A 24522-nucleotide genomic window follows, 5' to 3' on the forward strand; every position below is an offset into this window, starting at 1 on the left:
ACATGGACAAGAGGAGACATCGCGATGATCAGAGTAGAGAACTTGAGTAAATCCGTTGGCGTGGACCGCGTTCCCGTTCTACGGGATATTCGATTTGATATGCAACAGGGTGAAATGATAGCTGTAGTTGGCTCAAGCGGTAGCGGTAAAAGCATGTTGCTTAAATGTTTGGCCATGATGGAAAAATGGGATTCCGGCCGGTTTACGGTGGATGGCGCCGAGATTTTGAAAGAAGGCTGGTCTGGAAAACGGAAAATCAAACGGGAATGGGCATACTTGGAACAAAATCCAGAATTATTTCCTAGACGTACGGCTCTTAAAAATGTATTAATCGGACGATCGGGTCAGACTCCTGTATGGAGAATGGTAACCGGTATGGTACGTTCCGATGATTATATGGGTGCTATGGATTATCTCGAAGGATTGGGATTACTTGATAAAGCACATCAAATAGCAGAGAAGCTCAGTGGTGGCGAGAAGCAGCGTGTTGCTATTGCAAGAGCACTTGCTCACGGTGCCAAAGTCGTTTTGGCGGATGAACCAGTGATTGGTCTTGACCCTCACACAGCAGATTCGGTGCTGGAAACGCTGCGCAAATTATGTGAAGAAGAACGTGCAACAGTCATTGCAGTACTGCCTATTGAGCTTGCTGAGAAACATGCCACACGGATCTGGGGATTGGCAGAAGGCAAGATTGCTTTTGATATTCGTGGACGAAGACTGACACAGCAAGAAAAAAACCAGATTTAAACTATTGAAAAGAGTGATGAGATTGTTTAATTCACGGTGGGGACGCTTTGTAGCAGCAGGAACTATGGCGATTATGCTTGGTTCTGTTCTAAGCGGATGCACAGTCATAAGTGACCCCAAGGGTTTGATGAGAAAACCAATGATGTCCACCGATAAGGAGAAACTGTACAACGTGGTTCAGGTTAAATTGCCGCCAGAGAGTACATTGATTCGTCCCAAGGATATGAATAATACCAGCATGATTCGAGTGGAAGACCTGAACGGGGATGGAACTCGGGAAGCGATTGTTTTTTATGAGACACCAAATGAGAATGTGCGAATCCATGGCATGATTTTGGAAGAGCAGGGAGGCACATGGGTTAAAAAGCTTACATTTGATGTGCCGGGAAATGAGTTGCAATCCTTTAAAGTATTGGATATTACGAATGACGGAAATCCGGATATTATTCTTGGTGTAAGTCTGCAGGAGCAGAAAGCCCTGACTGCATATTCCTACAAGGGCGGGGCACTGGAGCAGGTCTTGGGTGGAGTTCCGTATAATCAATATATCATTGATGATGCGCAGGGGAACACGCTGGATTTGAGCGGAGATAGTAAAAGTGATTTTGTTATCATTTCGCTGAACAACAGCGGTTTTGCAACGATTGCGTTATACCAGTACGAAGATGGCAGCTTCAAGGAAGTTGATCGGGTGCAGACCGATTATACCGTTAAAGAAGTTTATAATGCTCTGGGCGGAGAGATTGCCAAAGGACAGATGGGCATTGTACTGGATGCCGAGCTGGATGATCGGAGTTCCTTCTCGCAAATTATGTATGTTAAAGATAACAAGTTAGTCAATGCTTTCAAATCACCGGATCAAACGTATAGAGATGACAAAATTTTAAGCGGTGATGTTGATAATGATGGTATTATTGAGTTTGGGCTCAAAGAGACTCCAAAAGGTTGGGAGCATTACGTATTTGACTCTCGGTTGTGGTTTTACACCTATTATCAGTGGGATGGCAAAGATAGCAAGAAATTTGTCTCATTCCAATTCCGAGATGATGCTGATTTATTCCATCTAAATCTCAAGCCAGAGTGGTACGGTAAGATCACTATTGACACCAAATCGGAGAAGGAAAAATATATTCGATTTAAAATGATTGATACGGACGAAACCGTAGCAGAGATCAAATATTTCACCCTTTCCAAGTGGGAACAGGAGAAGGGTAAAAGCTGGAAGGAAATTACGCGTACCAAAGATCGGGTTATTGCTTCACGGGTAGCACAATCAGAGGCGGGTAAAGATGCACTGAGCAATACTTCTCAGCTGAATAGAAAGGGAGAACTTAATGAGTAAAGTACTTATTCTTGAGGATGAAGAATCCATCCGCAGTTTTATAGTGATTAATTTAAAGAGAAACGGATTCGAAGTGCTTGAAGCGGGTGACGGTCATGAAGCGCTTCGCATACTGCAGACAGTACCGGATATTGATCTGGCTCTGCTGGATGTCATGGTACCAGGTATTGATGGATTCGAGGTGTGTCGACGGATCCGTGAAACCAATGAACGTCTGGGCATCATCTTTCTGACCGCCAAAGTTCAGGAACAGGATAAAGTGTACGCACTCTCCGTTGGTGCAGATGATCACGTCAGCAAGCCTTTCAGCCCAACAGAGTTGATTGCACGTATTCAGTCATTGTTACGCCGCGTGAATGTGCATCGGGAAACTGCGGCAAAGGTTACGTTCCAGTCCGGGCCATTTTCACTGGACCTGATCTCGAAGCAATTCAAAAAACAGAATGAAGCCATTGAGTTGACTCCAACGGAGTTTTCCTTGATTCAGTTTTTCCTGGAAAAAGAAAATACACCGCTCAGCCGCGATGTATTGTTAGATCACGTATGGGGAAAAGAGTACATGGGTGATCCCAAAATTGTGGATGTCAACATTCGTCGTTTGCGTCAAAAAATTGAGAACAATCCTTCCGAGCCCGAATACCTGCAGACTGTATGGGGTCACGGGTACAAATGGAAGGGCCGGGAGCAATGATTAAAAAAGGCATTACTCGGCAGATCGTACTACATTATTTCTTTGTAGTTTTTCTCGCTCTGCTGTTGGTCGAATTCGTATTTATGTTGGCAGTTCAAAGGTATTATTATGAGAGTATCTACAATACGATTAGTACCCACATTTCTAATTCAAAGGACTTTTTCGAGCCGATCGCTCGTGAGAATACTACGGAGGATGGCAATAATCTGTCTAGACTCCTTGTGAACTTGGCATTGTCCAATACTGAATTGGAAATTTTGGATCTGAACGGGCGCGTATTGGCGAGTTCTACTGCTTTTGAATCTGACCGTGCTGTGCTGCAAACCAGTGATATTATGCAGGCTCTGAATGGGGATATGGGACGCTGGATTGGAAGACAACCGGGTACTGGAGAATCTGTCATGGCCGTTTCACACAAGTTTGATCTGGGCGGCGAAAATACTTATGTTATTCGATATCTGACATCACTTGAAGATGTGAATTCAAAGCTGTTGAATATGGGACTACTCGCAGCTGCCGTTGGTGTTGGAGTGCTTGCTATAGTGTTGATCATCAGTATTGGTATGGCAAATTCCATCGTACGTCCAATTAACAACATCACCGCAGTATCTGCCCAAATGGCTAGAGGACGGCTGGATGTCAGGGTTAAGGGGAATTATAAGCACGAACTGGGCGAATTGGCATCAACACTTAACTTCATGGCACATGAAATCGTGCGCAGTAATCAGATCAAAGATGATTTTATCTCTTCGATCTCACATGAATTAAGAACACCTCTGACCAGTATCAAAGGCTGGAGCGAGACACTGGATTCAGGCGGTTATGATCCGGAAGAAACCCGTATCGGTATGGGTATTATCTCCAAGGAAACCGAACGACTGATTGGACTTGTTGAAGAGATGCTGGATTTCTCCAAATTGCAGCAGAATCAGATGAAGCTGGTCAAAGGAACCGTCAACATTCGTGAAATTGTACAGGAAACGATGTTGAATGTCTGGGCCAAAGCGGAACAAAAACAGGTCCATCTCAAGTTGGAAACGGACGAGACTCGTGCTTATAATGTCCATGGAGACGGTAACAGACTGAAACAAGTCTTCCTGAATGTTGTGGATAATGCGATCAAATTTTCACATGAGAATTCCTGGATCTTCTTGTCGGTCAAAGAGGAGAATGGTCAGATCATTGCAGCTGTTCAGGACACCGGTATCGGAATTAGTGAAGAACATTTAATTAAAGTACGGGACCGTTTCTTCCAAGTGAATCATCAAAATGGGGGAACGGGACTGGGTCTTGCGATTACGCAAGAACTGGTAGAACTGCATGAGGGAACGATCACGATGCAAAGTGAACTCGGATCTGGGACAACCGTTACGGTTACGTTACCGGCTGTGGCTGAGGAGATGGGTCCAGAAGAGTCTGTAACACAATCTGGTGATACTGCAGTCCCTGAAGAACGAGCAGCAAGCGATACAAAATCAGATCTAGAGAAGTCTTAAGGTTGTAAAAGATAAGAGATTTTTCTACCTGATGATCGAGCATGTAAGCTTTATAACATCCATATCAACACCAAAAAAAGGCGAGCCAACTGAGGCTCGCCTTTTTCATCTTATGTTTACTTCATTATGAAGAAAGTTCACCAGCGCGTAGGCGCCCACTTTTTTCATATACTTCTTTCAACATACGAACAGGTTGCGTACGGACAGCCGGTTTGGCAGAGACGATCTCGTTAGGTCCAACGACCACAATTTCATCTGCTGTACCTTTAACGATTGCACCGTCCTTGATTATTGCACCTTCACCGATGATGGCACGTTCGATGTGAACCCCACGGCCTATGCGTGCGTTAGGCATAACAACACTGTCTTTAACCTCAGAGCCTTTACCCACTTCTGCACCGCAGAAGATAACGGAACGTTCTGAACGACCTTCGATTGCACAAGAGTCGTGAATCATGGAAGTAACATGTTCGATCTTTGTATGTCTTGCTTTGTAAGCACTTGGTTTGGAGCGCCAGTCGCGAGTAAACATCGGCCAGTTTTCTTTTTGCAGACTCCAGTCTTCCTCGTTGTGTAACAGATCCATATGTGCATCCCAAAGGCTCTTAACCGTACCTACGTCTTTCCAATAACCATTAAAGTTATAGACAAAGAGGGGATTATTTTCGTTCAACATTTGAGGAATCACATCTTTACCGAAGTCATGGCTGGATTCAGGATTAGCGGCATCTTCCAACAGATGGCGTTTCAGATAATCCCATTTGAACATGTAAATGCCCATTGAAGCCAGATTACTTTTTGGTTCAGCCGGTTTCTCGGCAAACTCGGTTACACGCAAATCAGCATCGGCAGCCATAATCCCAAAGCGATGTGCTTCATCCCATGGCACTTCCATAACTGAAATCGTTGCAGCGGCATTATTGGCTTGATGAGCCTCCAACATATCGCGATAATTCATATGATAAATATGGTCACCCGACAAAATTAGAACATTTTCGGGGTTTTGTTGATCAATATAGTCGATATTTTTATAAATAGCATCCGCCGTTCCCAAGTATTCGTCATTTCCTGTATGATAAGATGGAAGCAAGGATATTCCTGCCTCACTTGAGTTGCCATGTCCCCATGGTTCTCCTCCACCGATGTGATCGTGTAAAGATTCCGCTTGGTACTGCGTCAATACTCCTACAGTATCGATCCCTGAGTTTACGCAGTTACTGAGAGGAAAATCGATGATCCGGTAGTGCCCGCCAAACGGTACAGCGGGTTTTGCGATACTCGAGGTTAAAGGGGCTAATCGCTTCCCTTCTCCTCCCGCCAACAGCATAGCGATGCAATCTTTATTAAACATAATCGTTTCCCTCCCAAAATATTGTGCATTGTAGTACATCATTAACGCAAAGTAGAGCAGATGAAACGATTGTTACTGTAAAAATTCAGAAAAAAGACAACATTTTCTAAACCACCGCATTTTTCTTTTCAACTTGGCTAGACTGGGGTAATGGTTACTGTTATATCTATTTTCTTGAGAAGAAGGTGATCTCTTGGCCATTCAACCGTTAGCACACCCGGACATATTGCCGGAGCATATTTATTTATTTCATGAAGGTAACCTTCATCACAGTTATCGAATGTTGGGCGCGCAGCCTGAGACTTGCGATGGCCTTCGGGGGTATCGCTTTACCGTGTGGGCACCAAATGCCGTAGAAGTAGGACTGGCTCTGGACCGCAATGAATGGAAAGGCGAAAAGGAACCTTTATATAAGATACCCGAATCAGGATTTTGGAGTCGTTTTTTTCCGGAAATTAGCGAAGGAACTTTATACAAGTTCCGTATATTAACGGAAGATGGAACAGAATTGCTCAAAGCGGACCCATATGCGTTTCAAGCAGAGGTTCGACCTCAGACAGCCTCTGTCACCAGGTCAATCGAAGGGTACAAATGGAATGATGGGGCCTGGAGACGCAAACAACGTGCCATGTATAACAAACCTCTACATATTTACGAAATGCACATGGGAACCTGGAAGCGCAAAGAAGACGGAAGCCTCTATAGTTATCGCGAGATGGCTGATTTGCTTGTTCCTTACTTATTAGAAATGAAATATACACATGTTGAAATGATGCCCCTCAGTGAGCATCCATATGACCTTTCGTGGGGCTACCAAAACACAGGGTTTTATGCGCCAACCAGTCGTTATGGGCATCCAAAAGATCTGATGTATCTAGTGGATACACTACATCAGGCAGGGATTGGCGTATTGCTGGATTGGGTACCTGCACATTTTGCCAAAGACGCTCATGGGTTGCGTATGTTTGATGGTACGCCTTTGTATGAGTATGCAGATCCGATGTTAGCAGAGAAGCCGGGCTGGGGCACACTTAGCTTTGACTACTCGAAACCTGAGATTCGTTCATTTCTGATCTCCAATGCATTATATTGGATGGAGATGTATCATTTTGACGGACTCCGTGTTGATGCGGTTACGAGTATGCTACGGCTTGATTTTGAGAAGCAGCCAGGACGATATCGTACCAATGATGAAGGTGGTCTTGAGAACAAGGAAGCTGTAGCCTTTTTGCAGCAACTGAATGAGACGGTGTTCAAGTATTTCCCTTATGCATTGATGATGGCTGAAGAATCCAGTGCATGGCCAATGGTGACTTTACCTGTAGATGAAGGTGGTCTGGGTTTTAACTACAAATGGAACATGGGCTGGATGAACGATACGCTTGATTACATGGAATCTGATTTTCATGAGCGTCCTTCCAAACATCATTTGCTGACTTTCCCGGTCGTATACTCCTTTGCTGAAAATTATGTGCTACCTCTGTCTCATGACGAGGTTGTTCATGGCAAAAAGTCGCTCCTCGACAAGATGCCAGGAACTTATGAGCAGAAATTTGCCGGCATGCGTGCTTTTCTGGGCTATTTTATGACTTTCCCAGGGAAAAAGCTGTTGTTTATGGGTGGAGACTTTGGCCAGTTCATCGAATGGAAAGATGAGGATCAACTGGATTGGTTCTTGCTGGATTATGACAGTCACCGCAATTTGCATAAGTTTGAGCGTGAGCTGTCTAACCTGTACTTGAGTGAAAAAGCTTTGTGGGAGCTTGATCATTCCCTAGACGGTTATGAATGGATCACTCCGGATGATCAGGACCAGAGTGTCATTTCATACGTACGCAAAGGAAAAAAACCTGCGGATACACTCCTTGTGCTCATTAACTTTCAGCCGGTCAAGCGGGAGCGTTACCGGATTGGTGTCATGCGTCCCGGTATGTATACCGAAGTACTGAACAGTGACCATTCCGTTTATGGCGGTTCAGGCATTACTAATGATATGCAACTGCCTACCGAAAAGATTCCTTTTCATGGGCATCCGCATAGTCTCGAATTGGTATTGCCTCCGCTTAGTATCGTGATTCTAAAAAAGAACACACGTCGGAAAACGGATGAATCACCTGCGAGTATAACTTCCGTCAGTTCAAAAACGAAGAATAACAATGAAAGCAACACGCTCAAACCGAAGAGGAGGACAAAGGCATGAATATTCTATTTGCTGCTGCTGAAGTACATCCATTTATCAAAACAGGAGGCCTTGCTGACGTAATCGGTGCTCTCCCGTTTGCATTGAAGAAGAGCGGGGCAGATGTGCGGGTGATTATGCCTAAGTACAAGGGGATTCCCGATGAGTATAAAGACGCGTTACAGCCCGTAATTACAACGGATGTGCCTCTTGGCTGGCGCAGGCCCTATTGTGGAATAGAAATGCTGGTTCATGATGGAATTCCAGTCTATTTTGTGGATAATGAGTATTATTTTGGGCGTGATGGAGTGTACGGTTATATGGATGATGGCGAGCGTTTCGCCTTCTTCAACCGTGCAGTTCTCGAAGTGTTGCCACAGATTGAGTTCAAGCCTGACGTGTTGCACAGTCATGACTGGCATGCAGGAATGATTCCTTTGGTGCTTGAAGCACACTACAGACACGATCCATTCTACAGTGATATTCGTACGGTATTCACCATACATAACTTGTTGTATCAAGGGGTATTCCCGCATCAGTTATTCAGTGATATCCTTGAGCTGGACGATCGATATTTCACCGTGGATGGAGCCGAGTATTACGGTAATGTCAACTTCCTGAAGGCTGGAATTGTCTACGCTGACCATGTAACAACCGTTAGTCCAACTTACGCACAGGAAGTGAAAACATCTTATTACGGATACGGTCTGGACGGACTGCTTAGTTCACTTGGAGATCGATTCAGCGGGATTGTAAATGGCATTGATACCAAGAGCTACAACCCGGCTACAGACACCAAGATCCCGGTGAAATACAGAACAAGTCTGTCCAAGAAAACGGAAAACAAAATTGAGCTGCAAAAGGAACTTGGACTTCCTGTTCGTCCTGATGTACCTCTTATGGTCATGGTCACAAGGCTTGTGGATTCCAAAGGACTTGATCTGGTCTGCCGTATCCTGGATGAATTGTTGTATTATGATGATATTCAATTCGCTGTACTTGGAACAGGGGAGCAGTCCTATGAACACTGGTTCCGTGAAGCCGCTAATCGTTATCCGCTCAAAATGTCTGCCCAGATCACGTTTAACGATGGGTTATCCCGCCGTTTCTATGCAGGCAGTGATATCTTCCTGATGCCATCAAGGTTCGAACCATGTGGTATTAGCCAGCTGCTGGCTCTGCGATATGGTAGTGTGCCTCTCGTAAGGGAAACAGGCGGTCTGAACGACACTGTGCAGGCATACAATGAGTTTACTGGAGAAGGGAATGGTTTCTCATTCACAAGCTTTAACGCTCATGACATGATGAGTACCATTCGGCGTGCTGAGGAGATCTACAAACAGCCAGAACACTGGAAGAAAATTGTGAAAAATGCAATGGGCGGAGAATACAGCTGGAATGTCTCAGCTGAAGAATATATGGATATCTATCGTCGGATCACACTTGACCCTGTAAATTGATGTAGTCTTGAATGAGTCACAGCACATGATGCTGTGGCTTTTTCTCATCCAAAAAAACACTTCCAAAGTTCAGAATGAAGTATCATCTGAGACGGTGGAAGTGTTTTTCTTTTCTTTTATATGACTGTTCAGAATTTAAACCTCAGCAGTGTTGGATGGTTGTCGGATCAAGCTGTCTATACAAAATGCGGTACCCATAGGGGTCAAGCTTAATATTCATCATTCCATCGGCTGGAAACACAGGCTCTTCAGTTAATGCGTCTTTCCAGTCTTTTGTTTCCATAGGATGAGAGAGCGTTCGATCTTGAGGTGTATTGTTCATCCATACGGTAAAGTGAAGGTTGTCATCCACACGCTCGTAGACGATACAGGGATCATTGTGATCAGCCTTGAGGAATCGGAAGCGTCCTTTGCGCAGGGCTTCATTACTTTTGCGTAAATCAATCATCAGACGATAGAAATCATACAATTCTCTGTCTTGCTTGGCTGGGTCCCATTCCATACATTTTCGACAATCCGGGTCAGCATCACCACTAATCCCAACTTCGTCGCCGTAGAAGATACAAGGTGTACCGATATAGGTGAAAAGAAATACTACCGACAATTTTAATCGTCGTTTGTCTTCTCCTAACCGGGTGAGCAGTCGTGGGGTATCGTGGCTGCACAGCATATTAAAGATCACTTCGTTGGTTTGCTGCGGATAGCGCATAATAAGTGAACCCATCTCGTTGGCAAAGTTATAACCGTCCATTGAACCACAGAAGAACTGAAGCACTTTGTCGGCAAATGGATAATTCATGACGGAATCGAATTGATCTCCCATAAGCCAGGTCAAGGAGTCGCTCCATACTTCACCAACAATATAGGCTTCAGGGTTCGCTGCCTTAACAATCTTGCGAAAATCACGCCAGAAATGGTTGTCCACCTCATTTGCTACATCCAGACGCCACCCATCCAGCTTAATTTCCTTGATCCAGTATTCAGCTACATCGAGTAGATATGCCTTAACCTCAGGGTTGGCTGTATTGAACTTGGGCATGTTGCCATAGAACCCAAATGTATCGTAGGTTGGTATACCATCCTTGATCTGAACCGGATATTCATTGATGTGGAACCAGTCGGCATACTTAGAGTTTTTTCCATTCTGGAGAACGTCTTGAAAAGGAGGGAAGTCTTCGCTGCAATGATTAAACACCGCGTCAAGCATGACACGTATACCCAGGCGATGACATTCTTCTGTCAATTGTTTAAGCAGGGCATTATCACCGAAATGGGGGTCGACTTTTTTATAATCAATCGTGTCGTATTTGTGGTAGGAATTGGCCTGGAATAACGGGGTAAAGTAAATGGCATTCACGCCAAGTTCAGTTAGGTCATACAGATGATCCAGCACACCTTGCAGATCTCCACCAAAATAATTGTCCAACTCGGGTTTGCCACCCCAGTCATGCGTTTCTTTTGGATTCAGCTTGGGATCTCCATTAGCAAACCGTTCCGTCATGATCTGATAAAAGACGGCTTCTTTGGCCCACTCGGGCACCTTAAACACATCAATTTCATGTATATACGAGAACTCATAATATCCTCCAGTTGGATAGGGGGTCTCATAATGAATTCCGTTATCCGCAAGAAAAACATCTTCTGAACCGGCAGTTATCCGAAATATATAGGTGAGACGTTTAAATTGTGGCTTGACGGCAGCCTCCCAATAATCAAACATGTTATCCGAAGCAGCCTTCTCCAATTGAATTTCCTTGTACGTTCCATTCCAATCGTACTTATCTCCGGTCAGTGCAGTCACGTATTGCACATCATTACGTTTGGTTCGTACGCGCAGATGTATGGTAGACGAATTATAAGCATAAGCCCATTTGTCACGAGGAACATGATACATGGCTTCGAGCAGCATGACAGCACCTCCTGAATATAGGATAAGTTATGAAAACCGGTCTTTAGAACACGCACTTATAGTTATAATTAACCAAGTTAGCCAGCAAACGAATCACATTTACTGTAATAAAATGTATTATTTTCATCGTTTTCAAAGGTTTCTTTCACAGCATTTCCAGCTTTGTGCTGAATATACTTACAGCTAATTTAGAAAAAAGGGTGCCCTGAACAGCTTGGAATTCAAGATTGTTCAGGGCACCCCTATATAACATGTTGAAAGTGAATTTTAGCGAATAGCTTGCTCGAACTCCGTGCGGATGGTTTGAAGCAGCTCTGGCTGGCTCAGTACGTCATAGGCTGTTGTTGCAAGTGCCTTGGCTCCCAGAATCATGCCATCCAGCGCGCGCTCCTGTAATGCAAGGTCACGGAAGGCTATGGAGTGCAGGGTATGAACCTCATCCACAACACGAATGTAAGGATGGATCGCAGGACATTTCAGGGAAACGTTACCGATGTCCATAGAGCCGTGATCATTACCACTCACAATCTCTTCTTGCGTGATACCAAGTTCCATCAGATTTTGACTAAACGCAGCTGAGAATGCTTCATTGGTAACCATCTCATCATAGGACGTTTCATAGTTGGATGTTACCAGCTTGCAACCTGTCTGGAGAGCAGAACCTTCAGCGATCTGAATCACACGTTCTGTGAGGATATTCAGTTCTTTGCGAGTTGCTGCCCGTACATAAAATTGCGCAGAAGCATAGTCAGGAATGATATTTGCTGCCTGACCTCCGTTGTTGATCACACCATGAATCCGAACGGTGCTTTTCACTTGTTGACGGAATGCATTAATCCCGTTGAACGTTTGAATGACAGCATCAAGTGCATTAATACCTTCGTGCGGACTTGCAGCGGCATGTGAAGATCGGCCATGGAATTCAAATTGCACAGCATCAATAGCCAGCGAGCTGCCTGACTTTTCGTGGGCATAATATGGATGCGCCATGAGAGCGACGTCACAGTCATCGAACAAACCTGCTTCAGCCATCGGAACTTTGGCACCACGTGTCTCTTCAGCGGGGGTACCAAACACTTTAATGGTTCCACCTACTTCATCCAGAATAGATTTTAGCCCAACAGCGGCCCCAAGACTCATCATACAGATCAGATGGTGACCACAAGCGTGACCGATCTCCGGCAAGGCGTCATATTCGCACAATAAAGCAACGGTAGGGCCGGGTTTGGCGGCTGAATAGGTTCCGATAAAGGCTGTCTCCAGACCGAGGATTGGAGACTCTACAGTGAAACCGTGGAAGAGCAGTTCTTCTTTCAAACGGGCAGAAGCGAGATACTCTTCATTTCCCAGTTCGGGGTTGGCACCGATATATGATGAAATGGCTTTAAAACGGGAAGCATATTGATCAATAACCGTCAGAATTTGTGATTTGTTAGCTGTCATTAGTAAACTCCTTATGCAAAAATGAAAATAATTCATTGATTATATCATGTTTGCTTCATTTTTTCAGAAACAAGTCAAGATTTGTAATGTCAAAATGCATTGCATAATCATGCATTGTACTTTATAATGACTCAGTCATCAACATGAGAAGCATACAAAGTATTGTAAGGGGAGAGAAAAAGGTTGAAATTAATAAGTCGTTACACCATGATGCTGTTGACCTTTGTTATTCTGCTGACGACTGCCGTTCCTGTGGCACTTGCAAGTGGAACTACAGATAATTCAAGCAGTAAAAAGCTGGTGCTCGGTACAAGTGCCGATTTTGCACCATATGAATTCCATAAAGTGATTAATGGCAAAGATGAAATCGTTGGCTTCGATATTGAGATCGCCAAAGAGATTGCCAAAGATCTTGGCGCTGAGCTTGTGATTGAGGATATGGGCTTTGACGGTCTCCTGCCTTCATTGCAGAGCGGGCGTGTTGATCTGGTGATTTCAGGTATGACGCCGACGGATGAGCGGAAGAAAAGTATCGATTTTTCCGACACCTATTATAAATCAAAACAAGTGATTATGGTTCGAAATGTGGATAAAGACAAATATCCAACTATGGCAGAACTTGAAAATGCGAAGATTGGCGTTCAGAAAGGCTCCATTCAGGAAACGATCGGACAGAGTATTCCAGGGGCGAAGCTTACTGCGCTGGATAAAATCTCGGATATCGTGCTTCAACTGCAAACAAAACGCATTGATGCGGCAATCGTTGAAGATACCGTTGCTGCAGGTTATCTGGACGATATCATTGGACTTGCTGCTGCTGTTCCGGACGAAGAGCAAGCAGAAGCGGCAATCGGGATTCGTAAAGGTAATACCGAGCTGCTAGCTGCAGTAAATGGAACACTGGAGCGACTGAAAAGCGAAGATAAAATCAATCAGATGGTGACGGACGCCAGCCTCTTGATGGCGGATAAAGCGAACAAATCACAAAATATTTTCCAAGTATTCTGGGAGTACAAAAGTTTCTATGCTACAGGTGTAGGATACACACTTCTGTTGTCTGCACTTGGGGTTATCTTCGGGGTAATTATTGGATTGATCATCTGTTTGTTCCGTTTGCATGACGCTGCAATCTTGCGCTGGATCGGTACGGCATACGTTGAAGTGATCCGTGGCACACCGATGCTGGTACAATTGATGATTATTTACTATGGTTTTTCCCTGAGCTTTGGCATTAACTTCACTGCACTTCAGGCAGGTATCATTACACTTTCAATCAATAGTGGTGCCTATCTGGCGGAGATTTTCCGTGCAGGTATCCAAGGTGTGGATCGTGGTCAGTTGGAGGCAGCGCGTTCATTAGGTATGGGAAGAGGCGCCGCGATGCGTTATATCATATTGCCACAAGCCTTCAAAGCTGTATTACCAGCGATCGGTAATGAATTCATAACTATCATCAAAGAATCCTCCATTATCTCCGTTATCGGTATGGTGGATATTATGTATCAGGCAAGTGTAGTCAAGAACATTACGTACCAAGGCTTGAGTCCATTTTTGATTGCAGCAGCCATCTACTTTGTAATGACGTTCATTTTGTCCAAGCTGCTGGGACGACTGGAAAGGAAGTTGAGTGCAAGTGATAGACGTTAGACAATTACACAAATCTTATGGAAATAACGATGTGCTTAAGGGCATAAACGTGACGATTGGCAAAGGTGAGGTTGTCGTGGTTATCGGTCCTTCCGGTTCAGGTAAAAGTACGTTCTTGCGTTGTTTGAACCTGCTGGAACAGCCTACCTCAGGAGAGATTGATTTTGAAGGCGTGTCAATCACGGACCCCAAGCATAACATTAACGCAACTCGTGAGAAAATGGGCATGGTGTTCCAGCACTTCAACCTGTTCCCACACAAAACGGTAGAGCAAAACATTACGATTGCTCCGATTAAAGTAAAGAAACAATCCACTCAGGAAGCGGAGAAAATTGCCGCTGATCTGCTTAACACCGTAGGCTTGTACGATAAAAAAGATACATTCCCGAATCAGCTGTCTGGTGGACAGAAGCAGCGGATCGCCATTGCTAGAGCATTGGCCATGCAGCCGCATGTGATGCTGTTTGACGAGCCAACTTCGGCACTGGACCCCGAGATGGTCGGTGAAGTGCTGGATGTCATGAAACGCCTTGCAGAAGGCGGGATGACAATGGTCATCGTAACCCATGAGATGGGTTTTGCACGTGAAGTGGGAGACCGAATCCTGTTCATGGATGGCGGGGTTATTGTGGAAGAGGGAACACCTGATGAGGTGTTTGGAGCTCCAAAAAATTCACGTACACGTGATTTTCTTGCCAAAGTACTCTAAACGATGTGATTAAATAGCGTTACTGACTTCGAGTCGGTAACGCTATTTTTTATGGATAATAATGACGTATGGATTCGGAAAAGTAACTATTCTGTTACCAAATGTAAAGGAATCGGGTCAACCAAACTTTCTGAATTAACCAGTATTCTTACAAATGCTTACAAGCTAAAAACCATTTGGTAAGAATTACTACAAGTTCAGGTTACAAAATTGTGATATATTGAACTCTGCCGAAACTTCCGGACAGGGAGTGCGGGGGATGTAACGATGCAGATTGTGCAGGGGGAAGATCTACAGCACACTGCTTGGGGTGAATTGGGTACATAACGTTTCAAATGTAACGAAGAACCTATAGGGTGGGCTCCTCATCCGAATCCGACAACTAACTTCGCAGGCACAATGAGGGAGGAAGACCATGATTAACAAGAAACGTATAGCCAAAACAGCAGTAGCATTAATGACAACAGCAATGCTCATTCAAGCCGTTCCGGCTCACGCCGATTCAGTTCATGTGGCCAAAGAAGGGGATACCTTCTACACCTTATCAAAACAATATGGAGTAGCACTCAACACGTTAATTAAAGCAAACAACGACATTTCGGCTTACAACATTTATGGTGGTTTGAAAATTACGATTCCCGGTAAGGCAAACAATGTAGCAGCCGCTGCGGCAACGGAGAGCAAGACCCAAGCGAAGACTGTTACTACAGCAAGCTTGGACGTCAACGCAGATAACAAAGTTGTTCAAGCCTGGGGTAAAACATTCGATTACAGCAAAGCTGTGAACGTAAAAGCAACGGCATACTCTGCAGATCCGTCTGAAAATGGAGGCTGGGGTGCAGTCGATTATTTCGGAAATGACCTTGAACTGGGTACGATTGCAGTTGATCCAAGTGTAATTCCACTTGGAACTAAAGTACTGGTAACTGGTCACAGCCATCCAGGATTGCCAAAACAAGCTTTTGTAGCCACAGCACGTGATGTGGGCGGTGCAATCAAGGGTCACCGGATTGATATCTTTATCCCGGGTAGCAAACAGTCTGTAAGCTCATTTGGTTTTCAGGATATCGAGCTGTACATTCTGAAGTAGAGAGAAAATAACATTTAAAATGAATTCAAACAGGGTGTCTGCCAGTCGCTAAATTTGCGATTGAACAGCACCCTTTTAATATTCTCATTTATTTTCTATCAAGTTCATCTTAATCTTTGGCCTTTGGCAATCCCAACATTTCGTCCAAGGTGACCAGTTCATATCCCCGATTACGTAGTTCCTCAATAATTTCAGGCAAAGCCTCAATCGTGCCGTTCAGGTTTGACCCTACACCGCCTCCAGCATGTTGCAGAACGATGGAGCCGGGTTTTACGGCAGACAGGATATTATCTTTCACCTGTTCCTTTGAAAGGCCTTTCCAGTCCAGGGAGTCTACGTTCCAGTTCACAATGCTATAGTGTTGTTTGGCAGCCCATCTCAGCTGTTCTTCATTAATGTCTCCATAAGGTGGCCGAATCATCTTGGGCGTATAACCCGCCAAACGTTGAATAATATCCCCGGTATGTAAAATTTGTTTGCGAAAGGCATTCATCGACAGCTTACTGAATTCAGGATGATTGTAGCTGTGATTACCAACCATATGCCCTTCCTTAACAATGCGTTTCACTAGATCCGGATGTTTCTCAGCACGACTACCCACGATGAAGAATGTAGCTCTGACATTGTATTTCTTCAATACATCCAGTACTTGTGGAGTAAATCGTGGATCAGGTACATCATCAAAAGTCAGTGCAACCTTCTTGGTTGAAGGACCATTGGTTTTGAACGTATCGGCATATTTTTGACGTAACTGTCCCAATGTCAGTTGTTCTTCTTCCGCAGAATCCGAACCTGATACTGATCCAATTGATGGGCTTGAAACATCCCGCGATGAAACTGGAGCATGATATCCCCCTAGAAAAATAACGATAACCATCAGCATAATGAGGCGTACGCGCATAATAACAGCCTCCTTTTCCAAAATGACGTTCTCCTTGGTATGCCCGGGGGCTCCATAAAATATGCGTAGTGTGAGAAGTTTCATTGCGGATTTAGCTTATGACAGCCATAATTCCTCCATATATAACATATAGAAAAGGATAGGTGGATAGGATATGAGTACATATGATTTGAAATCCATACGTTTACAGGTGATTGAAGCAGGAGAGGATAAGGTTTTTCTCGTTACCGGAGGAAAGGCGCATATTGGCGCCGTAGCCACGTTCTACGTGGATCATGAGCGCGTAAGCGGGACGACAGTACATATTCCTGGGCATAAAGAACAAGAGCTGTGTGAGCGGCTTGCCCGAAAGGCTGCCTTGCAGCTGAAAGTAACCGTTACGGTGATCATGGGTATCCATTTTGATTCCATCACGCGGATGCAGATCGACGAAATCGTGCAGACTGCAGAGAGGTTGATGGAGGATCATCTGAACAAAGATAAACGATCTTCCTGACATAAGAGCCATCGAATGTTTTGATTTTATTTGCTAAAATTGAAACGAGTTGTAGATTGTTACGTATGTATGTTTATATACGATGTAATATCGACTAGGAGGAATAACATAATGTCCATTTTCAAACGTTTGCGTGATCTAACTATGTCTAACATCAACGCCATTATTGACAAGGCGGAAGATCCAATCAAGATGACGGACCAATATATCCGTGACATGCAAGAGGATCTGGAAGATGCGGAGAAAGCAGTAGCGCAACAGATCGCCATTGAGAAGAAATTCAAGCAGTTATTCGAAGAGCAGGAAGCTCTTGTGAAGAAACGTGAAGAGCAGGCGCATACGGCGGCACGTGCTCAGAATCTGGATTTGGCTCGACGTGCCCTGGAAGAGAAAAAGGCTGCTGAAGAGAAGATGGCTGAGTACAAAACCAGCTATGATCAAAACAAGGCTTCTGCAGATAACCTGCGTGGCAAGCTCGACGAGATGCGTAAGCAACTGACTCAAATGAAGAACAAACGCGAAACACTGGTAGCCCGTTACAATGCAGCAAAAGCCCAAACGGAAATCAACAAAGCGTTGAATGGGTTTGGCTCTGATACCGCAAGTGCTGGTATGAAGCGTATGGAAGAGAAAATGATGCAGATGGAAGCACAGGTCGAAGCAAGTAACGAAATGTCTTCCAAAGGAAAATCTTTGGATGAAGAGTTCGAGAAGTTGGGTAAAGATCAGGCTGTTGAAGACGAACTCGCAGCATTGATGAAACAGTACGATAATAAGAACTAATACCTTGGTTGTCAGCAAGGTTAACCAGCGGAGGAGAAGAGTATTTCTCCTTCGCTTTTAAATGCGGTTCATGTTGATATGTGGGGGCTGTGTAAATGGATTTGAACATTTTGGCGATGCTGGTCTGGACCGGATCTGGTTCGGTTTTGCTGTTTGTCCTGATGTATGTTGATTCACTGTTCACGAAATATAAGGATTTTGCTGAAGTTAAGGCCGGCAATATGGCAGTTACTACACGTATGGTTATGAAATTATTTGCACAAGGATATGTACTCGCTACGTCCATTTCTACGGCCGGTCACCTGGGAGAAGCACTGCTGGTCTCCGTTGTATCCTTTATCATTTTGTTGATTCTGGAGAGTGTTGTACACTTTATGATTCGCAAATGGGCCAATCTGGATCTGGATACGGGAATTCAGCAAGGGAAGACAGGATACGGGTTGTTCTCTGGCGCTTTACATATCGTGGGCGCACTGATTATTGCAGCTTGTTTATAAGATAAGGAACAGGAGTAATTCTCATGAGTGTATGGAAACGAATTAAAGGAATACTAACGAAACCTGAACCACCGCAGGCAGAGAAAACGATGCTTCAGCTTGCACCTGGTGATATCTGTGAGGTTTCTCTGGTCACTTATGAAGTCGTTGGTCGGGTACAAACTCGCGCTCGAAATGCAGTTGTGCTCACGCTGCAGGATGGTACCGCATTTCGATATTTGCATATCGAAGAACGGGAACTCACACGTTACGCCCTATATACACCAATTGATGGCAGGCTTGATGCACCTGATGAGGTGCCCACATTGCTGGATCTGGATGGACGCGCATTTCATCTGGAGGAAGAGTATGGAGGCATGGTATCAACGGCAGGTAGAACTCCATATGGCCAGGCTGGAGAACAATTGGTATGGCAGTATCAGTCGGATGATAATATGCTTCTTCGCGTGGAGTGGCAAGACAGAAGATTTACACTGTATGAGGGTGAGTCCATTCTTCCTGCGGATATCAAAGTGATTCGTTCGAGCTAGGAGAGGTTCCAATGAAAAAACGCTTGGCACATGGATTAAAATTAATGCTGGTCCTCAGCCTTGTCATGTCTCTGTTGTCCGCGTGCGGAGCAGCACCTTCTGTTCAGGACACCTATCCGCTTGAATCGGTTAACGGCAGTGGTAACTCAACGTCCTATGTGTACCGGGCTTCGGACCGTACCGTTCCGGAAGTGGCTCAGGAATTGTCTGACCAGCGGCAACCGGATCAGATCTCGGCAGAGAATACAGAGCGTATGTTCCTCGTGTATCAGGACGAGTATTATCACCTGCAACAAGACCCGAACAAGCCGGAGGATACATTGGTTGAGGTGGACTCCAAGGAATATGTTCGGCAGAACTACGATTCATCTTTTTTACAAGGTTACCTCACCGCTACATTAATTGGTAATCTGTTCGATTCTTTTGGTGGGCGAGGTTATGGCAACTATCGAGGATATACCAATAAAGATACGTATAAACCGAGTGCAGGATCTTATCGTGCACCAACAAGTAATGACAAGAAGCTTGCTCCACCTATTACTGTTGATCGGAAAGGTACGATTACAAGGCGCGGAAGCGATAAAGATTCAAGCGTGGGATCTGGCGGAGGATTATTCAACCGCAACAAGGATCAGAGCAAGGGAACCATTGATCGCAACAAGAGCAGTGGTGGGTTGTTTGATTCACCTAAGAAATCCTATAAAAAACCAAAAACCAGAGTGGGCGGCGGCCGAATTAAGAGGCGAAGATAATGATTTAATTATAAGCTTGGCTACCCAACATATAGTTCAATCCAAAAAGAACAGAAAAAGGTATGACGGAGTTATCTCTATCCGCGCATTTACCTTGGAACTGTTCTTTTTGGTTTACGATTTGCGAACATGATTGGACTTGCGTACGCGGGGAATCGTTGTAGCAGGCTGTTTGCGAATCCAGCGGATAAATGGAATCATTCGTTCATCCTGTCTCAAGGATTGCAGATCAGTGAGACCAAGGGTTACAATGTCGCGATTGGTGTATAGCGAATGAATCTGTTTGTGACAGGGGATGCACAGGTTGGCCGTTGGTAGAAATGTTCCGCCCATTTCTTTGGGTGTCAGATGATGAACGGTCGTATTCACAGGTTCTCTTTCGCATAATTCACATCGATTACTCATGATCATCGCCTCCCTTTGTCACTTATATTATGGGCAGACAAGATGCCTTTCATGTTGAACATAGGTCAAGGAATGTTACACCTGTAAGAAATAAGATTTGTCACAGGATCAATAAGTGATGTACTTGTTATCTTACAGTATTCGGGCTACACTTTCTTAAAGGATGATAGTCTTTAGGAGGTAAGAATACTTTTGAAAATGAACTCACATTCACATGATATGACAACTGCCAAATTCAATCGTACAGCTGTACAGGTACCGGATGCCCAGGCCAAAATAGCTGCAAGAGTTACTGTAGGCTCCATAGAGAAAGTTCATCTTGAATCTGCTCATGGCCGCACACTTGCAGAGACGATTCAGGCACCCCATCCGTATCCATTTTTCCGAAGATCGGGTATGGATGGATTCGCGATTATCAGTACAGATACCATAGATGCATCGAGTGATCATCAAGTTTGGTTTCGAGTCATTGATGAAATCCCTTGCGGCTACACCTCGGACCACACCATTGTTTCAGGTACGACGGCTCGCATCATGACCGGTGCACAGGTTCCGGAAGGTGCGGACGCGGTAGTTATGATGGAGATGACCGAGAGCAAGGTAGAGGACGGAGAACAGTGGATTGCATTGAAACGGCACATATTGTCGGGTGCTAACATCACCCCAATCGGACTGGAAGTCCAAGAGGGACAGCAACTGCTCGAAGCAGGAACGATCATCAGGGCAGGAGAGCAGTCCGTGTTAGCTACTTTTGGCATAGCAGAAGTTCCTGTATTTCAACGTCCAAAGGTGGCGATATTCGCAACAGGCACGGAATTGCTTGATGTAGATGAGCCATTACAACCAGGTCGGATTCGGAATAGCAACAGTTACATGCTGCGCTCTCTGGTTGTTGAGGCAGGTGGAGAGCCTGTGATGTACGGTTCTATTGCAGACGATGTGAATACGGCAAGGGCCAAACTGGAAGAAGCCATTCAAGATAATGATATCGTGGTGACCACAGGCGGAGTATCCGTCGGGGATTATGATATTATGGGCGAACTTGTGCTTGAAGAACATGTGGAGATGTTGTTTAACAAAGTGACGATGCGACCAGGCAGTGTGACCACAGCTGCTATATATAAAGATAAATTGCTTTTTGCGCTTTCGGGTAACCCGGGGGCTTGTTTTGTAGGTTTTGGTTTGTTTGTTCGTCCAACCATACGTTCCATGCAGGCGGATGCTCATCCTTATATGGAAGAATGGACCGCGATCTTGGAAGAAGAGTACACCAAAGTAAACAATTTTACACGGTTCGTACGTGGACGCACAGAGATCCGCAACGGCATGGTGTACGCAATACCGGCTGCCGCCCGTGTAGATGAATCCAGTGTGATGATCACCATTAAGGACAGTGATTGCCTGATTGTTGTTCCACCTGAGAAAAAAGGCATTCCTGCGGGTGAGCAGGTACGTATTCTCAAACTGCCCTCAGGTCATGTGAGGTAGTGGTAGATGACTACAATCAGTGATACAAAGCCACATATCATACAGATTGTTGGATACAAAAACACGGGTAAGACAACCCTGACAGCCGCGTTGATCGGGCACTTTTCTTCTATGGGACTTAAAGTAGCAGCAATTAAGCATGATGGACATGACCATTTTGAGATGGATAAAGAAGGAACGGATTCGTATCAATTTGGAGAGGCTGGGGCCTCGGCGGTGGTTATCATGTCAGAGAAACGTACTGCGATTATGGAGCGACAGGCAACCAAGCTGGAGGATATGCTGAGCTATCTATCGGATTATGATTGGATTGTTGTTGAAGGATTCAAGAATGTTTCTTATCCCAAATTTGTGATGGTTCGAGAAGAGAAAGATCTGACCTTGGTTGATCAGCTTGAAGGGGTAGTGGGTATAATCTCATGGCTACCTTCAGAGCAGTTTATAGAGCGGAGCGCCGTAAGCAGAGAGATAACATGGTACTCGGTTCATGAAACGGAGGATATAGCCAAAGCGTTGTTAGCGATGGTTGAAAGCAAGTGAAGGCAGAATGGTGAAGTCTAATCGTAGAAACGTTAAAAAAGTAGGATATTATGATCGCTGGATATGATTGAATTTACAGAGAGCGTGATTGATTCTTTTTAATACAACGTAATATTTATTATGTAAACTATAATTATTTCTACTTATGCTCTTCTCCTTGAATGATGCAAAAAAAACAAAAAAGCAGCAGACCTTTCTCGGATCGAAATCCTTGATGCGGTTTGCTGCTTTTATTATGTTCGGGATGTTACATCCCTTCGTCGGTACGACGTTCAATGGCTTCGGACATCGTTTTGTCGGTAAGGTGAGCATAGATCTCGGTTGTTTCCGTAGAAGCGTGTCCAAGCTGCTCTTTTGTTTTGTAAATATCATTTTGCAAATAATAGTCGGTTGCGAATGAATGGCGTAATTTGTGCACGGTCAAGTAGGGTTTACCAAAGCGCTTGGCATATTTCATAATCATGGCCTGGATCGCTCTTTTGGTCATTCGACTGCCTTCTGAATCTCCGTTACGCAAAGCAATGAACAGACCTTTCTCCCGCTTGGGTGTACGGTAACGTGATTGCCGCAGGTTCATATAAGTTGCGAGTTCGTCCTTGGCCTGTTCCCTGAAATAAACGGGAGTTTTGTACGTCTCATCATTGTTACCTTTGCGATAAACATACAGGAGTTTGTTGTTCAGATCGAGATCATCGACGTTCAGGTTCACAACTTCCGACACCCGTAAGCCGGAATTCAGAATCAGGCTGGCAATACAGGCGTCCCGTTCTTTGTTGATTTCATGGGAGTATAGGGCCTGCTTATTCTTCTCCATATCGACAGCGTAACCTTCAAGAATATAGCCGATGAATTCCAGCAGTTCCTCTTCCTCCAGAATTTTACCTTTGAGTTTGGCAGCGGTGTCCTTGGGTTTATGGGTACGCTTGATCTCGATTTTGGCCATAATGTTCCGCTTCAGCAAAGGATAAAAGTCTTCATCTTCCGCAATCTGGCTCAGGTAATGAAAAAGGGAGCGAAGGGAAGAGAGCTTGCGAGATACGGTAATTCTGGAATTGGTTCCTTCCCGTTTGGTTGTAAGAAATAACCGATAGGCGGTAACCGAATCCATGCGAAGGACTTCCAGTTCAGTCAAGGTAACTTCTTTATTAGAGCTTGCCTCGGACAGCCCTTCTGCTCGCAACCATCCGAAGAAAGCTTCGTAATCTCTCAGATATTCGAGTAGGGTAGAGGGGGACAGGTCAGGCAGCTTGTAGTCCATGAATTGCTGAACGAACCAAGGCATGGAAGGTAGTTTGTCATCCAGCTTGCGTCGATCAATCTCTTTTTGCACGTTGGTCAAGTTCGACACCTCCATGTGAAAAACATATAAAATGAATATTCAATTTAATAGTATTCTATGCTCTAGTGTACCATAATTTACATGCTCACAGCTTGTTCACCAAAGCATGCAGTAAGTAGGGTATGCTTCCTTGCCCTTCGGCGCGTAAACCTTTAAAGTAATTAGTATACGTAAAGCAGAGGAGGTGAACCGGATGAATATGAAAATAGAACTGGTTCCCCGGGAACGCAGTCAGGTGATTCGGCATTTAATGCAATTTTATTTATATGATTTTACCAAATACCTGAATATTGATGTGGACAGTAACGGCATTTTTCCGGAATATCCCGGTCTGGAGGCATTCTGGGCAGAAAAGGACCGCAAGTTTCCTTTTTTGATTACAAGTGATGGGGCACCTGCAGGGTTTGCTCTGGTGGAGAAATTGGAGCCTGGTAGTAAGGATAATGACTACTATTTGACTGAGTTTTTTGTGATGCAAAAATATCGGCGCAGTGGAGTGGGTACTCGGGCAGCCTATGAACTGTTCAAACGTTTTCCAGGAAGATGGAAAGTGACCCAGGTTCGTAACAATGTCATTGCCCAGGCGTTCTGGCGAAAAATTATAGGGGATTATACCGGAGGCCGCTTTCGAGAAAAGTTCCATCCGGAACTGGGCAATCCAAGCCAGTATTTTGTAACCTGATTCCCATCGGGGTTTACCTACATATAAAGCATTCTGCTTGAA

At 44.6% G+C, this 24522-nt stretch carries 23 protein-coding genes and 1 riboswitch; of the genes, 17 read left to right on the top strand and 6 right to left on the bottom strand.

All coding sequences use genetic code 11. The features are described from left to right. Positions 1-24: 24 nt before the first annotated feature. From C170_RS20485 to C170_RS20500, 4 genes are read left to right on the top strand one after another with little or no spacing between them, the layout of a single operon-like run. Positions 25-750, top strand: coding sequence for a phosphonate ABC transporter ATP-binding protein (locus tag C170_RS20485; RefSeq protein WP_036613671.1), 726 nt, complete (start codon positions 25-27; stop codon positions 748-750). Positions 751-772: 22 nt separating this feature from the next. Continuing rightward, positions 773-2092 (top strand): hypothetical protein, encoded by a 1320-nt coding sequence (locus C170_RS20490; RefSeq protein WP_127547710.1) that lies wholly within the window; start codon positions 773-775, stop codon positions 2090-2092. Then, positions 2085-2783, top strand: a complete 699-nt coding sequence (locus tag C170_RS20495; RefSeq protein WP_017688086.1) for a response regulator transcription factor — start codon at positions 2085-2087, stop codon at positions 2781-2783. Before C170_RS20490 ends, C170_RS20495 begins: the two co-directional genes overlap by 8 nt. Beyond that, a complete protein-coding gene (locus C170_RS20500) occupies positions 2780-4279 on the top strand; it encodes a sensor histidine kinase (RefSeq protein ID WP_036613673.1) in 1500 nt (499 codons plus the stop codon). Before C170_RS20495 ends, C170_RS20500 begins: the two co-directional genes overlap by 4 nt. A 124-nt stretch (positions 4280-4403) precedes the next feature. Here the strand turns inward: C170_RS20500 and C170_RS20505 are convergent, their stop codons facing one another. Then, on the bottom strand, positions 4404-5630 hold the full coding sequence (locus C170_RS20505) for a glucose-1-phosphate adenylyltransferase (protein ID WP_036613675.1): 1227 nt from the start codon (positions 5628-5630) through the stop codon (positions 4404-4406). Positions 5631-5823: 193 nt separating this feature from the next. On the opposite strand from C170_RS20505, the gene glgB reads away from it, so the two are divergent. Together glgB and glgA are read left to right on the top strand one after the other, a co-directional pair. Continuing rightward, positions 5824-7830, top strand: coding sequence for a 1,4-alpha-glucan branching protein GlgB (gene glgB, locus C170_RS20510; RefSeq protein ID WP_051447322.1), 2007 nt, complete (start codon positions 5824-5826; stop codon positions 7828-7830). After that, positions 7827-9269 carry a glycogen synthase GlgA gene (gene glgA / locus C170_RS20515; protein ID WP_036613677.1) on the top strand — a complete coding sequence of 481 codons (1443 nt, stop codon included), beginning with the start codon at positions 7827-7829 and terminating at the stop codon, positions 9267-9269. The genes glgB and glgA overlap by 4 nt, the downstream gene beginning before the upstream one ends. Positions 9270-9411: 142 nt before the next feature. Here glgA and C170_RS20520 read toward each other — a convergent pair whose 3' ends face one another. Continuing rightward, complete coding sequence (locus C170_RS20520) at positions 9412-11178, bottom strand: alpha-glycosidase (protein WP_036613679.1); 1767 nt, start codon at positions 11176-11178, stop codon at positions 9412-9414. A gap of 267 nt (positions 11179-11445) precedes the next feature. Next, positions 11446-12621 carry a M20 family metallopeptidase gene (locus C170_RS20525; protein ID WP_036613680.1) on the bottom strand — a complete coding sequence of 392 codons (1176 nt, stop codon included), beginning with the start codon at positions 12619-12621 and terminating at the stop codon, positions 11446-11448. Positions 12622-12804: 183 nt separating this feature from the next. On the opposite strand from C170_RS20525, the gene C170_RS20530 reads away from it, so the two are divergent. The 3 genes from C170_RS20530 (at position 12805) to C170_RS20540 (ending at position 16067) form a co-directional block, all read left to right on the top strand. Further along, on the top strand, positions 12805-14268 hold the full coding sequence (locus C170_RS20530; RefSeq protein WP_081746001.1) for an ABC transporter substrate-binding protein/permease: 1464 nt from the start codon (positions 12805-12807) through the stop codon (positions 14266-14268). Then, positions 14255-14977 (top strand): amino acid ABC transporter ATP-binding protein, encoded by a 723-nt coding sequence (locus C170_RS20535; RefSeq protein WP_036613682.1) that lies wholly within the window; start codon positions 14255-14257, stop codon positions 14975-14977. Before C170_RS20530 ends, C170_RS20535 begins: the two co-directional genes overlap by 14 nt. 218 nt (positions 14978-15195) lie before the next feature. Then, positions 15196-15390: riboswitch (cyclic di-AMP (ydaO/yuaA leader) on the top strand. Between the two features lie 2 nt (positions 15391-15392). Beyond that, positions 15393-16067, top strand: coding sequence for a 3D domain-containing protein (locus tag C170_RS20540; RefSeq protein WP_036613684.1), 675 nt, complete (start codon positions 15393-15395; stop codon positions 16065-16067). Between the two features lie 109 nt (positions 16068-16176). Here C170_RS20540 and C170_RS20545 read toward each other — a convergent pair whose 3' ends face one another. Continuing rightward, positions 16177-16968, bottom strand: coding sequence for a polysaccharide deacetylase family protein (locus tag C170_RS20545; protein ID WP_036613686.1), 792 nt, complete (start codon positions 16966-16968; stop codon positions 16177-16179). A gap of 154 nt (positions 16969-17122) precedes the next feature. Between C170_RS20545 and C170_RS20550 the strand changes: the two genes are divergently transcribed. The 5 genes from C170_RS20550 to C170_RS20570 all read left to right on the top strand — a co-directional run bounded on the left by C170_RS20550 (position 17123) and on the right by C170_RS20570 (position 20026). Next, the gene (locus C170_RS20550; protein ID WP_051447323.1) at positions 17123-17464 is read left to right on the top strand and encodes a prenylated flavin chaperone LpdD; all 342 of its coding nucleotides are present in this window, start codon (positions 17123-17125) and stop codon (positions 17462-17464) included. Positions 17465-17575: 111 nt separating this feature from the next. Then, positions 17576-18247, top strand: coding sequence for a PspA/IM30 family protein (locus C170_RS20555; RefSeq protein WP_036613689.1), 672 nt, complete (start codon positions 17576-17578; stop codon positions 18245-18247). A 95-nt stretch (positions 18248-18342) separates the two neighbouring features. After that, entirely contained in the window at positions 18343-18744 is a 402-nt protein-coding gene (locus tag C170_RS20560) for a DUF350 domain-containing protein (RefSeq protein ID WP_036613690.1), read from the top strand. A gap of 23 nt (positions 18745-18767) precedes the next feature. Beyond that, on the top strand, positions 18768-19274 hold the full coding sequence (locus tag C170_RS20565; protein ID WP_036613692.1) for a DUF4178 domain-containing protein: 507 nt from the start codon (positions 18768-18770) through the stop codon (positions 19272-19274). Between the two features lie 11 nt (positions 19275-19285). Continuing rightward, positions 19286-20026 carry a DUF4247 domain-containing protein gene (locus C170_RS20570; protein ID WP_017688102.1) on the top strand — a complete coding sequence of 247 codons (741 nt, stop codon included), beginning with the start codon at positions 19286-19288 and terminating at the stop codon, positions 20024-20026. 114 nt (positions 20027-20140) lie between these two features. Here C170_RS20570 and C170_RS20575 read toward each other — a convergent pair whose 3' ends face one another. Beyond that, a complete protein-coding gene (locus C170_RS20575; protein WP_155985109.1) occupies positions 20141-20431 on the bottom strand; it encodes an HNH endonuclease in 291 nt (96 codons plus the stop codon). A 198-nt stretch (positions 20432-20629) separates the two neighbouring features. Between C170_RS20575 and C170_RS20580 the strand changes: the two genes are divergently transcribed. Continuing rightward, positions 20630-21919 carry a molybdopterin molybdotransferase MoeA gene (locus C170_RS20580; RefSeq protein WP_036613976.1) on the top strand — a complete coding sequence of 430 codons (1290 nt, stop codon included), beginning with the start codon at positions 20630-20632 and terminating at the stop codon, positions 21917-21919. A gap of 6 nt (positions 21920-21925) precedes the next feature. Beyond that, positions 21926-22459 carry a molybdopterin-guanine dinucleotide biosynthesis protein B gene (gene mobB, locus C170_RS20585; RefSeq protein WP_036613696.1) on the top strand — a complete coding sequence of 178 codons (534 nt, stop codon included), beginning with the start codon at positions 21926-21928 and terminating at the stop codon, positions 22457-22459. Positions 22460-22706: 247 nt separating this feature from the next. On the opposite strand, the gene xerS is transcribed toward mobB, so the two are convergent. Beyond that, positions 22707-23798 carry a tyrosine recombinase XerS gene (gene xerS / locus C170_RS20590; protein WP_268748590.1) on the bottom strand — a complete coding sequence of 364 codons (1092 nt, stop codon included), beginning with the start codon at positions 23796-23798 and terminating at the stop codon, positions 22707-22709. Between the two features lie 193 nt (positions 23799-23991). Between xerS and C170_RS20595 the strand changes: the two genes are divergently transcribed. Next, complete coding sequence (locus C170_RS20595; protein ID WP_036613700.1) at positions 23992-24480, top strand: GNAT family N-acetyltransferase; 489 nt, start codon at positions 23992-23994, stop codon at positions 24478-24480. Positions 24481-24522: the final 42 nt, after the last annotated feature.

This window comes from Paenibacillus sp. FSL H7-689 (genome assembly GCF_000517905.1).
Taxonomy (GTDB): domain Bacteria; phylum Bacillota; class Bacilli; order Paenibacillales; family Paenibacillaceae; genus Paenibacillus; species Paenibacillus amylolyticus.